Origin of the sequence: Chitinophaga pollutisoli (genome assembly GCF_038396755.1) — a bacterium.
GTDB classification, from domain to species: domain Bacteria; phylum Bacteroidota; class Bacteroidia; order Chitinophagales; family Chitinophagaceae; genus Chitinophaga; species Chitinophaga pollutisoli.
Map to the genome: position 1 here is coordinate 3,687,517 of NZ_CP149822.1, position 12,452 is coordinate 3,699,968.

A 12,452-nucleotide genomic window follows, 5' to 3' on the forward strand; every position below is an offset into this window, starting at 1 on the left:
TTCAAATTTTTCCAAAAATAGTGTATTATTTCAATTTGTTTCCCTCCACTGCTATTCCTGGAAATAAACACGCTTCACCCGCTGGGAAATACCGGTCAGGATTTCGTAAGGTATGGTGCCGGCCCATTTCGCCAGGTCTTCCACCGGCAGGCCTTCCCCGAATACGATCACCTCATCGCCCTCCGCAACATCGGGGATATGCGTCACGTCGAGCATGAGCATGTCCATCGCAATCACGCCGGCTACGGGTGCCAGCTTGCCGCGGATGAGCATTTTGCCGTTCCCGTTGCCGAGCGAGCGCATATAGCCGTCGGCGTAACCGATGCGGACCGTCGCGATCAGCGAGGGCACTTTGGCGGTCCATGTAGCGCCGTAACCCACGGTGTCGCCTTTGGGAATGCGTTTAACCTGGGCCACCGTCGTTTTCAGGGTGCTGACGTGCCGCAGTTTATCCTGGAACCCATGCGCGCTATCCACCCCGTACATCCCGATCCCCAGGCGGACCATGTCCAGCTGCATTTGCGGCAGGCGGTGGATAGCGGCGCTGTTGGCGATGTGTTTGATGACGGGATATCCCAGCTGCTGCTGCAAGGCCGCGCTCATTTTCTGGAAACGGTCGAACTGCATTTGGGTGAAATCATCCTTCGCGGGGTCTTCACTGGCGGCCAGGTGGCTGAAAATAGACTGTACTTTAAAGAGCCCTTCGGCATTGAGCCGCAGCGCAAGGGCGGGGAGGTCCTGCTGCTCGAAGCCCAGCCGGTGCATGCCCGTGTCGAGCTTGATGTGCACCGGGTAATTCGCCTTGTTCGCATACCGCACTGATTCTTCGAACAATTCCAGCAAATGCATGGAATATAACTCCGGCTCCAGGTTCCATTGCAGGATCGCGTCGAAGCTGCTGGGCTCGGGGTTCATCACCATTATTGGCAACGTAATGCCGGCGCGACGGAGATCCACCCCTTCGTCGGCATATGCCACCGCCAGGTAATCAATCCCATGAAACTGCAACAGGTTCGCGATCTCGAAACTTCCGCTGCCGTAAGCGAACGCTTTCACCATGGCCATCACTTTGGTGCTTGGCTTCAGCAGCGACTGGTATGCCTTCACATTCTGCGCCAGGGCCGTCAGGTTGATTTCGAGGATCGTTTGATGGGCTTTCTTTTCCAAAAGTTTACCGATTCGCTCGAACTGGAATACCCGCGCGCCTTTCACGAGGATAGACTCGTTCTGGAAGTCCGCCGGGTTCACCTGTTGGAGAAATTCTTCGGTACTGGTGTAGAACTCGCTCTTCACCGCGCCGAAGCTTTTCCGCTCCCTGGAAATATTTTTACCGATACCGATCAGCTTGTGGATGCCTTTGCTTTCCAGCATGCCCGCTACTTCTTCATACAGCGATCCCTCGCTTTTCCCCGATTGGAGAATATCGCTGAGGATGACCGTTTTGGTAGGATGCTGGCGTTGCTGCTGGAGAAATTCCAGTGCGATGGCGAGCGAGCCGAGGTCGGAATTGTAGCTGTCGTTGATGATGCTGCAATTGTTGATGCCCTGTTTCATCTCCAGCCGCATGGCGATGTTGCCGAGATGGTCCATCCGTTCCTGGATGGTTTCCGCGGGCTTGCCGAGGTAGAGCATGAGCGCCCAGCAATGGATAGCGTTTTCGATGGAGCCTTCATCCACAAAAGGGATGCGGATGAAAACGGGCTCCTGTTTGTACAGCGCGTCGATGCGGGTGTGGTTATCGTTCTTGTCGACGGAAATAATGCGGAGATCGGCGTCTGTTTTGCGGCTCCAGGTGAGGAGCTGCAGGGCGTTGTCGATCTCGCGCTTGCCCACCAGGTTGTGGAAATGATTGACGCACTCGTTGAGCGCGAGGTAGTCTTTGCAATAAATAAGCACGTCGCTGCGGGTGAACAAAACAAGTTTTTCATTCACTTTCTGCCGGATATTGAGGAAGCCTTCGTTATGGGCTTCGCCGATATTGGTGAAGATGCCGATGGTGGGGCGGATGATCTTTTCCAGGTTCACCATTTCGCCGGGCTGGGAAATGCCGGCTTCGAAAATGGCGAGCTCGTTTTCGGGTTTCATCTGCCAGACGGATAGCGGCACGCCGATCTGCGAGTTGTAGCTTTTCGGGCTGCGGACGATGTTGTAGTCTTCATCCAGCAGCTGGTAGAGCCATTCTTTCACGATGGTTTTGCCGTTGCTGCCGGTGATCCCGATCACGGGGATGTTGTACTGCTGGCGGTGCCAGGCCACGAGGGCGTGGAGGGCTTGCAGGGTGTTTTTGACTAAAATGATGTTGGCATTCGGGTAGAGGCCTGCAGCGATGGGCTCGCTGACCACAAAGTTGCTGACGCCTTTTTTGTACAGATCGTCGATGTACTGATGCGCATTGCGGCGCTCACTCACGAGGGGAATGAACAAGGATGTTTCGGCAACAAGCAATTTCCGGCTGTCCAGCAAAATATGTTCGATCTCCGGATGCCCGGTCTGTTGCAACAATTCTCCCTTCAGGATCTTACTGATACTCTCTGCTGTATACAATGTTATATGGTTTTAATCAAAAAGCGCCCGCAGACTCTCATGTACGGGCGCTTTTGGTTCGGATCAACTAACTCTCTGTCGTCTCGGTCGGTTTAACCGGTAATTTCTTGTCGAAAAGGATGGAATACACAATGGATCCCGCCAGGCAGGTAACGATCACTACGAGCGAAACCCATACAGGCAGTTTGAAGTGCCAGATCTCGGCGAGCATTTTCAGACCGATGAATACCAGCACGATGGCGATGCCCTGCTGCAGGTAATCGAACTTGTCTACCGCACCTCTCAATAAAAAGAAGAGAGAACGCAGACCCAGTACGGCGAAAATATTGGATGTATATACCACGAGCGGTTCTTTCGAAATAGCAAATACGGCGGGGATGGAATCCAGCGCAAACACGATGTCTGTCACGGCGAGCATCACTACTACCACCGATAACGTCGTCAGATACACCTTGCCGTTCTGGTGGACGGTGAATTTATCCACATTCGGCTGGTTGGAAATCCGCAGGTACTTCTGCATGAAGCGATAGGCGAAATTTTCTTCCGGTTTGAATTCCTCATGCTGATCTACCATGAACATCTTTACACCCGTGTACACCAGGAAGGCGCCGAAAATGTAGAGGATCCATCCGAATTGCTGAATGAGGGCCACGCCCACGGTAATGAAGATCGCGCGGAACACGATCGCCATCAGAATACCAATCAGCAGCACACGCGCATAATTCGTTTCCTTGATCTTGAAAAAACCGAAAATGAGAATGAATACGAAGATATTATCGATGGACAGCGACCATTCCATCAGGTAGGCGCTGAGGTACTCGACGGCCATCTTGGAGCCGGCTTCGTACCATACGAATGCACAAAAACCCATAGACAGCACTACCCAGAAACAAGTCTGGATGAGCGCCTTCTTTATGGACATTACCTCACCTTTTTTACTTAATAATCCCAGGTCGAAGATCAGGGCCAGAACGATGACAATTCCAAAAACTGTATACGTCCATAGTTGCGGTGTCATGTAGATCGGAAAATTTAATGAATGGCAAAGATAATGGATTCCGGGAGCTTTATTTAGCATACTTGCGCTGCCGGAAATACTGGAACGCCATGGCAAACAGCAATACAGCCCCCACGGGAAGGGCAAAAGCGAGGATCTGCCATTTGGTTTTTTCCGCACGGACTTTTTCCGTATCCAGCAGCCTGAGTGTCAGTTCTTTGTTGCGCGTTTCCATCACCGGCGACTTGCTGGCGAGGTAATCCATACCGTTCAGGAAGAAGTCGCGGTTGGCGAACTGGTAATCGGGGTTGAACTCGTTGACGCCCATTTGCAAAGGACCGCTTTTCCTTGTCACGGCATTCAAAACCAGGTCGGCGTCTCCTGAAACGATCATTTTCCCGGCTGTATCGGCTTGCGCCCGGTAGGGCTGCCCGCTGGCGTTCTGCCACTGCGTCTGCGCTTCCGCGCCGATCCGGTGGCGGAACAGGGACGGGAAACGTCCTTCCAGCAATACGGCCACCGGTAAATTCCGCTGCCGGAACTCCCTGGGGTTGGGTTGCTGCTGTACGCTTTCCAGTGTAATCCGCGCCGGGCTCCGTACGGTGCGGCTGTGGTCCGATGATGTGAGCAAAATGGCTTTATGCACGTCGCCGCCGGCCACCGTGTCTACCGACCCGGCGAAACGGCTCATCACCAGGTCCAGGTTTTTGACGATAGGATGGGCGTTGGTGGAGGATAGCAACGGAAAATAAGGGAACGGCACCGGCTGGATCTGCGGCTTGTCGCCCATATTGCCTACCACGAGCGGGATAATGTCGGACCGGAGATCCTGGATCAAGTCGGGATTGACGCGGGCGCCGTATTTGAACAGCAGGTCTTCCAGCTGCAGGTTGCGGTCGAATGCCACGAAGTCGCGCCCGCGGAGGCTATCGGCAGAAGCGGTCAGGTTGTCGATGAACCAGGCGATGTTGCCGCCCTGCATCACGTACTGGTCGATCTTCAGCTTGTCGGCGTCGCTGAAGGTTTGCGTGGGCCTCACGAACAGCAGCGCGTCGAATTCCCCGGAGATGACGGGTGTGGTGGCGAGGTTGACGGTATCCACCTGGTAGAGCTCGTGGAGCGTTTTAAGGGCGTCGTAGACTTCGGGACCTTCCGGCTCGCCGTGCCCCAGCATGTAGCCGATGAGCGGCCGGTGCGGTTGCTGCAGCTGGTATATGGCGTTGGCGAATTTATATTCCAGGAGGGCTTCGGAGCTGTTGAGCGCCTGCATGGGATCCATGCCGCCCTGGCTTTTCAGGAGGTTGATGGCGGTTTCGCGGTCTTTGTATTGAATGATCGCCCCGGGGAAGATGAGCTTTTCGGCGTAGGAATCCTTGCCGTCGTCCTGCACCTGCAGGTTAAACGGCAGGATGCCCCGGGCCATGAGCGTATCCTGGAAAGCGGCGCGCATGGAGTCGGGGAGGTCGGAGCCGGGGTTGAGGAATGTAAAGCGGATGTTGGTGCCGCCGTATTGCTGGAACTCTTCCAGCAGCTCGCGTGTGGCGTTGGACAGCTGACGGAACCCCGCGGGATACTTGCCTTTAAGATAAACTTCGATCTCAACGGGTGCGTCCAGCTTGCGGAGGAGCTCGCGGGTGGAGGGGGCCAGGGTGTAACGCTGTTCGGCAGTAAGATCCAGCCGGGCATGGAAGTACCCCGCCGCCACGTTGATGGCCACGATCACAGCCACAAGGCCCAGCGTGCGTTTCAGGTATTGTTTGCGTTTGTCCTTTCTCGTTGGTTCCATAAAATCAACCCTGCCAGATTTTCCTTTCCAGCGATATTTTGGTAAGATATAACATGAGTCCGGCCACGCTGGCGAAATACACGATATCCCTCGTGTCTGCCACCCCGCGGCTGATGGAAGTATAATGATAACGGATGCCGGCCATGGCGAGGTAGTAATCCGCTCCTCCTTCAAACACCGGCAATTTGCTCAGCGCATCGAACCCGTTGTATAAAATGAAACAGGTGAAGATCGCCACCAGGAAGGCTACCACCGCATTCCCCGTGAGCGACGAAGCCCACAGCCCGATCGCCGTAAACACGCCCCCCAGCAAAAACAACCCCAGGTACGAACCCAGGATGCTCCCCGTATCCGGACCGTTCCCCGCCGCCGCAAGCTGCGAAATGGCGAGATAGTACACGGTCGTAGGGATGAGCGCAATGGCCACGATCAGCAGGCAGGCCCAGTATTTCCCCCATACGATCTGCCACGGCGTCACCGGCTTGGTGCTCAGCAGCTCCATGGTGCCGCTGCGGTATTCGTCCGACAGGCTGCGCATGGTGATGGCGGGTATCAGCAAAAGGAAAATCATGGGCGCCAGCTCGAAAAGCCCGTCCAGGTCCGCGTACCCCGCCTCCAGGAGGCTTGTGTCGCGGAAGATGAACAGGAACAACCCGTTGGCGAGCAGGAACCCGATAATGGCTACATAGCCCGTAATACTGCTGAAAAATTGGTGGATGTCTTTCTTGAAAATGGCATACATGACGGAAGCAAATATAATTCAATTACGTTTCCACAATATTTGAATTTTTAATCATCCGTAAACGATTCAAAAAAAGCCGCCCGGTTATGGTGGACCGGGCGGCTATTATCGTTTGAAGAAGGTGTTTTCAGGCTTACACGGCGAAACTGTCGCCGCAGGCGCAGGTGCGGGCGGCGTTGGGGTTGTTGAAGTAGAACCCTTTGCCGTTGAGCCCTTCGGAGAATTCGAGGGTGGTATTGCAGAGGTAAAGGAAGCTTTTCAGGTCCGTCACCACTTTAATGCCTTTGTCTTCGAACACCTGGTCCTTGGGTTTGGTTTCATTGTCGAAATCCAGTTTATAGCTAAGGCCGGAGCATCCTCCGCCCACTACGGACACGCGCAGGAAGTAGTCCTGCCCCAGGGTCCCTTCGGCCCGGAGCGCATCTACTTTTTGCTTGGCTTTATCACTTATATAGATCATTTTATCCGTTTTTACAGGTTATATATTGCGTGCAATTCGCGCACGGTTTGATTGACTGTCTCAATGGCACGGTCCACTTCCGCTTCGGTGGTAAACCGTCCCAATCCGAATCTGAGCGAAGAATGTGCCAGATCTTCGGGGACGCCCATGGCCAGGAGCACATGGCTCGGTTCGGGATTGGCGGAAGTGCATGCCGAACCCGAAGATACGGCTATTTCCCGGGTTACCCCGCGCAGGAGGTCCGCCCCCTTGACATCCCGGAACCGCAGGTTGCTGACGTGTGGCAGCCTGGGAGCGCCCCCGCCGTTGACGATGGCGCCCGTTTGGGCGATAATGCCGATTTCCAGCCGGTCACGGAGGCTCGCCAGCCGGGAAGCTTCGCCTGCCATTTCGGCGGACGCGATGGCGCAGGCCTTGCCAAGGCCTACGATACCCGGCACATTCAGGGTGCCGGAGCGCATCCCGCGCTCATGGCCGCCGCCGTCCAGCTGGGCTGCCAGCCTTACCCGGGGGATCTGCGGCGCACGAACAGCGCGCCTGCGCCTTTAGGGCCATACAGTTTGTGGGCCGAAAGCGCCAGCATCCCGATGGCTTCCTTTCCCGCATCCAGCGGAATTTTTCCCGCGGCCTGCGTGGCGTCGGTGAGCAGGAGAATGTCATGGTCCGCCGCTACTTTGGCAATCTCCGCTATCGGCTGAATCACGCCCGTTTCATTGTTGGCGTACATCACCGCCGTTAGTATGGTATCCGGACGGATGGCGGCCTGCAGATCATCCGGGCTCACGAGTCCGCGGCCGTCCACCGGCAGATAGGTAACGCTGGCCCCCATTTTCTCCAGGTGAAGGCAGGTATCGAGCACGGCTTTATGCTCCGTTTGCACGGTGATGAGGTGTTTCCCTTTTACAGCGTAGGCCTCGAAAGCTCCTTTCAGCGCGAGGTTGAGGGATTCGGTGGCGCCGGAGGTGAACACGATCTCCTGGGGTTCCGCGCCGATCATCGCCGCTACTTCTTCCCGCGCCTGCTGCACCGCTTCTTCGGCCGCCCAGCCCCAGGCATGCGCGCGCGAAGCGGCATTGCCGAACTGGTGGGTGAAGTAAGGCATCATGGCTTCCAGCACCCGCGGATCGCAGGGCGTGGTGGCGTTGTTGTCAAGGTAAACGGGCAGTGTCTGCATCCACGCAAAATTACGATATAAGTTCTACTTTTACCCGGAAGGGCCCTTACGTGCGGGTAACCGCAGGGTCATCTTTCGGGCATTAAATCATACACCTATATGTTAAAAGTTGAGCACATCGGCATCGCCGTGAAGTCGCTGGCCGTTTCCGTTCCCCTGTTCGAAAAACTGCTGGACGCGGAATGCTACAAAACCGAGGAAGTAGCCACCGAAGGCGTGGCCACCGCATTTTTCCGCCAGGGCGAAACAAAAATCGAACTGCTGGAAGCCTTGTCGCCCGCCAGCCCGGTTGCCAGATTCCTGGAAAAGAAAGGTGAAGGCGTGCATCATCTCGCATTTGAAGTCAAAGACATCCGCGCCGAAATGGCCCGCCTGCAAAAAGAAGGCTTCGAACTCCTTTCTCCCGAGCCCAAGCCCGGCGCCGATAACAAACTGGTTTGCTTCCTCCATCCCAAAAGCACCAACAGCGTACTCATTGAGCTGACGCAGGAACGCAGCTGATAGAACGAAATCAGCCTGTTATGAAAAAAGCCAGAAAATAATTGGCGGTATTTAAACCTTTTATTTAATCCCGCGTTGATATTGGTATAGGTTAGAGCGAATGCAGCCGCAAGGCTTCAAACAATACTCTAAAGTTGGCATAGGTTATGAAAACCTGTGAGTTTTTTAACTCGCAGGTTTCTTTTTTTGCGCCATCGTCCTGCATTTCGGGGTATAATAGCATGGAAACCGGCGGATTTTCAACTTTCCACCGCCGTTGCGTCGCACACTTCAACTTTTGCTTTGTTATCTACATCGCTTCCGTCCTGACATTCGATACGTTCAACATGCATTATCTTCACTGTGAACCCGGCGTTTGATACTTGTCAAAACCACAAACTCGTCTGTATGAATGCACGCAAATCACTTTCTCTGCCGGTTTTTACCGCGTTGCTGGCGCTCCTGTTGCTGGTGGGTAACGATGCATTGGCGCAACAGGGCATGATGGTCCGCATCGCGGAAATTGAAATCGACACCGTTCACCTGGAAAAATACAAGGAAATCCTACGCGAGGAAGCCGCCGCTTCCGTGCAACTGGAGCCCGGCGTGATCGCTATATTCCCCATGTTCGAAAAGTCGGATCCCGCGCGGATAAAAATCCTGGAAATATACGCCGGCAAAGAGGCCTACGACTATCACCTGAAAACGCCCCATTTCCTGAAGTACAAAACTGCCACGATGCACATGGTCAAATCCCCGCGCCTGCTGGATATGGGCACTATCGACCCAGCATCCAAGCCCGCGATTTTTTTAAAACTAAGGGGGAACGTCCAATAAAAAAGCCCCTCCTTATCCGGCGAGGGCGTATTGGATTTAGTATTCACTTCAATTCACGACTTTTTCCATTCCCACGCTGCGCGAACCTTTTACGAGAAAATGGGTGTCCTCGTACCGTTGCTGCGCCAGCCATTCCTTCGCTTCGTCCGCGGTTTCGAACGAGATATAGGGGTGCTGGGTTTTGGAGAATTCCTTGCCCACCAGTACCACGGCTTTCCAATGGTGCAGCTGGAGCAGATCTGCGAGTGCCTGGTGTTCCTTCTCGCTGTCGGGCCCCATTTCTTTCATGGCGCCGAGCAACAGCACTTTCTGCTTCGCGTCGAGCGTGGCGAAGTTTTCCACGGCGGCTTTCATGCTGGACGGGTTGGCGTTGTAAGCGTCCATCACGAAGGTATTGGTGCCCTTGCGCATTACCTGCGATCGGTTGTTGGAGGGCACATATGCTTCCAGCGCGGCGCGCAGCTTATCGGCCGGCACTTTGAAATGCAGCCCCGCGGCAATCGCCGCCATCACATTCGGGAAATTGTAGGCGCCCACGAGATGGGTGCGTACATGTCCCGCTTCCACGGCTTCCAGCTCCAGGAGGGCGGTCCCGGGGAAGGGAGCGCCGGCGTAATCGGCCGGTTCGTGCCCGTAAGTGATCACGGTGCCGATGCCTTTACTCATTTCCACGAGGTAATCATAATCCTTGCAAACGAACACCGTGCCGCCATTTTCGCGAAGGTAATCGTACAGCTCGCCCTTGGCCAGGCGCACCCCTTCTTCGCTGCCGAACCCTTCCAGGTGGGCCTTTCCGATGTTGGTGATGAGCCCGTGCGTGGGCAACGCCACGGTACAGTATCCCGCGATCTCATGGCGGTGGTTGGCGCCCATTTCGATCACGGCCATTTCCGCGTCCAAAGGAATCCGGAGGATGGTCAGCGGCACGCCGATATGGTTGTTCAGGTTGCCTTCGGTGGCGTATGTACGAAAAGCCGCTCCCAGCGCGGCGCGGAGCATTTCTTTCGTGGTGGTCTTCCCGTTAGTGCCGGTAATGGCAATGAACGGAATGTTGAACTGCCGGCGGTGATGGCGCGCCAGGTCCTGCAGGGCCGCCAATGCATCTTCGACCAGCATCATTTTTTCCGGCTGCGTATGAAACGCCGGATCGTCGACCACTGCGAAGCTGGCCCCGGCTTCCAGGGCCGCGGCGGCGTATTGGTTGCCGTTGAAGTTGGGCCCGCGCAGGGCGAAGAAGATATCGCCCGGCCGGAGCTGGCGGGTGTCCGTTTGTACGGAGGGGTGTAGGCGGTAGATGCTGTATAGTTGTTCGATGTTCACGTCTTCGGTATTTGCTCACAAAAATAAGGAATGAAGGCCCTCATTTTCTTTATTATCTTTCGCAGGCAACCTATCCCGACCTTATATCGTACAGAAAACTATGCAAACCCATATCACCATGCCCAGGCGCAAAACACTTTTCCGGATCTGGCCGGTTTTACTGGCCGGCTGCTTCCTATCCGCCTGTACCTCCGAACAGGCCCCGGAGCCTTCCGCCAGTGCGGATTGTGCTTCCGTTAACGTAACAACCACCCGGATCTACGAGATCGTGCAGCAAAACTGCACCAACCGCAACTGCCATCCCGGCGGCAGCTCGCCCTTGATTTCCGATTTCTCCACGCCGGCGAAGCTGAAGAACTACATTTCAGCCAACGGCGAAAACTGGATGTTCAGGGTTACGCACAGCAATGCCGACATGCCCCAGAGCCAGGGCTACCCCGCGCTCTCCAGGGCCGTCCGCGATTCGATCGCCTGCTGGGTTAACAAGGGAATGCCGGATTGATTCATCAAACACCCGCCACATGCAACGTATCTTCATCATCACCGTTTTTCTCGCCTGCGCCGCAACTGCCCTGGGGCAAGACGTGCGATCGTGCCGCAACGTACGCCTGCGCTTCTTTTCCAGCGCCCCGCTGGAAGATATCGAGGCCACCACCAACAAAGGCGTCTCCGCCATCAATCCCGCCTCCCGCGCCATTTACTTCAAAGTGCCGGTAAACACTTTCCAGTTCAAAAAGAAGCTGATGCAGGAACACTTCAACGAAAATTACCTGGAAAGCGATAAATACCCGTACGCCGAGTTTAAAGGCAAAATCCTCGGCGACGCCGACCTCACCAAAGATGGCAGCTACCCCGTGGAAACGGAAGGCGACCTGCTCATCCACGGCGTATCCAAAAACTACCGCGTAGCCGGGACTATCACCGTTTCCGGCGGCAAAATGTCCGCCGAAGCGAAGTTCAATGTGCGCGTAGCTGATCATCACATCAAAATACCCAGCCTGGTGGTAAAAAATATCGCGGAAGTAGTGGAAGTGACCATGACCGCCGAATACCAGGCCGCAACCCAACCTTGACATGAAAAAGACCATCAAACCAGCGCATATGTTGCATCTCCGCCTGCTCACCGCCTTGCTGCTCACGGCCCCCGCGGCCATGGCGCAGGAAGACCTGGGGGCTATTTTCGGGAAGGACTCCGTCCGCCGCGACCCTGTGACTTCCACCTTCAAAAGCACCCGCATTATCAACGGCCAGTCTAACGAAACCCTGGCCAAACGCGACCTCGACTTCCGCGTAGCGCACCGATTCGGGGATATGGGCGGCTCCGGAGGCGGATCGTCGACTTTTTCGGGCTCGACAACTCCACCGACATCCGCATCGCCTTTGAATACGGCATTACCAACCGGCTGACGGCCGGGGTGAGCCGGGCCAAAGGCAGCGGCAATTTCTCCCAGATGTGGGAAGTGCTGGGCAAATACCGGCTGCTGCAACAAACGCACGACAACCGGTCGCCCGTGGCGGTGACGCTGTTTGCCAATGCGGTGGCTTCGTCCATGAAAAGTAGTCCGGATAAGGCGGACCCCAATTATTTCGATCAATTCTCCGACCGGGTGAGCTACGTGGCCCAGGCGGTGATTGCGCGGAAGTTCGGCAATGCTTTCAGCCTGGCGCTGACGCCTTCGTTCGTACATCGCAACCGGGTGGGCTTCAAGGATATGAACAATATGTTTGCCATGGGCGTGGGCGGCAGGCTGCGTTTCAGCAACCGCGTGGCTTTTGTGGCGGATTATTTCTATTCGTTCCGGGATAGCGAAAGCAAGGATTATTACGCATCGCGCGGTACGAAGTTTTACAATTCCCTGGGCGTGGGGGTGGAGATTGAGACGGGCGGGCACGTGTTCCACCTGAATTTCACGAATGCCACGGCCATCCTGGAGAACCAGTTCATCCCGGAAACCGTCAGCACCTGGACGCACGGGCAGTTCCGGTGGGGTTTCAACATCTCCCGGAGGTTCGCGCTGGGCGGCCGTTAATCGGTTAATGGGAAGTGAATAGGTACGATTGTGCTGTTTTTGGCATGAAAGCGGTTAAATTGCATGCATGGCAACACTGAAA

10 protein-coding genes and 2 pseudogenes are annotated in these 12,452 nt (G+C 55.4%); 5 read left to right on the top strand and 7 right to left on the bottom strand.

What is annotated here, in order from left to right; translation table 11 throughout:
• Positions 1-51: 51 nt before the first annotated feature.
• The 6 genes and pseudogenes from WJU16_RS15480 to WJU16_RS26125 all read right to left on the bottom strand — a co-directional run bounded on the left by WJU16_RS15480 (position 52) and on the right by WJU16_RS26125 (position 7,703).
• A complete protein-coding gene (locus tag WJU16_RS15480; RefSeq protein ID WP_341834393.1) occupies positions 52-2,544 on the bottom strand; it encodes a bifunctional UDP-N-acetylmuramoyl-tripeptide:D-alanyl-D-alanine ligase/alanine racemase in 2,493 nt (830 codons plus the stop codon).
• A 67-nt stretch (positions 2,545-2,611) separates the two neighbouring features.
• Positions 2,612-3,562, bottom strand: coding sequence for a TerC/Alx family metal homeostasis membrane protein (locus WJU16_RS15485; protein WP_341834394.1), 951 nt, complete (start codon positions 3,560-3,562; stop codon positions 2,612-2,614).
• A 49-nt stretch (positions 3,563-3,611) separates the two neighbouring features.
• The gene (gene gldG / locus WJU16_RS15490; RefSeq protein WP_341834395.1) at positions 3,612-5,327 is read right to left on the bottom strand and encodes a gliding motility-associated ABC transporter substrate-binding protein GldG; all 1,716 of its coding nucleotides are present in this window, start codon (positions 5,325-5,327) and stop codon (positions 3,612-3,614) included.
• Between the two features lie 4 nt (positions 5,328-5,331).
• Positions 5,332-6,069 (bottom strand): gliding motility-associated ABC transporter permease subunit GldF, encoded by a 738-nt coding sequence (gene gldF / locus WJU16_RS15495; protein ID WP_341834396.1) that lies wholly within the window; start codon positions 6,067-6,069, stop codon positions 5,332-5,334.
• Positions 6,070-6,202: 133 nt separating this feature from the next.
• Complete coding sequence (locus WJU16_RS15500; protein ID WP_341834397.1) at positions 6,203-6,529, bottom strand: iron-sulfur cluster assembly accessory protein; 327 nt, start codon at positions 6,527-6,529, stop codon at positions 6,203-6,205.
• Positions 6,530-6,540: 11 nt separating this feature from the next.
• Positions 6,541-7,703, bottom strand: a pseudogene (locus tag WJU16_RS26125) (cysteine desulfurase family protein).
• Between the two features lie 99 nt (positions 7,704-7,802).
• Here WJU16_RS26125 and mce point away from each other — a divergent pair.
• Both mce and WJU16_RS15520 read left to right on the top strand, forming a co-directional pair.
• On the top strand, positions 7,803-8,204 hold the full coding sequence (mce, locus tag WJU16_RS15515) for a methylmalonyl-CoA epimerase (protein ID WP_341834400.1): 402 nt from the start codon (positions 7,803-7,805) through the stop codon (positions 8,202-8,204).
• Between the two features lie 387 nt (positions 8,205-8,591).
• Positions 8,592-9,020, top strand: coding sequence for an antibiotic biosynthesis monooxygenase (locus WJU16_RS15520; protein ID WP_341834401.1), 429 nt, complete (start codon positions 8,592-8,594; stop codon positions 9,018-9,020).
• Positions 9,021-9,068: 48 nt separating this feature from the next.
• Here the strand turns inward: WJU16_RS15520 and murF are convergent, their stop codons facing one another.
• Positions 9,069-10,340: a UDP-N-acetylmuramoyl-tripeptide--D-alanyl-D-alanine ligase gene (gene murF, locus WJU16_RS15525; protein WP_341834402.1), complete on the bottom strand. Its 1,272-nt coding sequence runs from the start codon at positions 10,338-10,340 to the stop codon at positions 9,069-9,071.
• 100 nt (positions 10,341-10,440) lie between these two features.
• Here murF and WJU16_RS15530 point away from each other — a divergent pair, with 100 nt between their 5' ends.
• The 3 genes and pseudogenes from WJU16_RS15530 (at position 10,441) to WJU16_RS15540 (ending at position 12,370) form a co-directional block, all read left to right on the top strand.
• Positions 10,441-10,842: a hypothetical protein gene (locus WJU16_RS15530; RefSeq protein WP_341834403.1), complete on the top strand. Its 402-nt coding sequence runs from the start codon at positions 10,441-10,443 to the stop codon at positions 10,840-10,842.
• Positions 10,843-10,861: 19 nt separating this feature from the next.
• On the top strand, positions 10,862-11,413 hold the full coding sequence (locus WJU16_RS15535) for a YceI family protein (RefSeq protein ID WP_341834404.1): 552 nt from the start codon (positions 10,862-10,864) through the stop codon (positions 11,411-11,413).
• 79 nt (positions 11,414-11,492) lie between these two features.
• Positions 11,493-12,370 (top strand): annotated as a pseudogene (locus WJU16_RS15540) (DUF5777 family beta-barrel protein).
• Positions 12,371-12,452 lie beyond the last annotated feature (82 nt).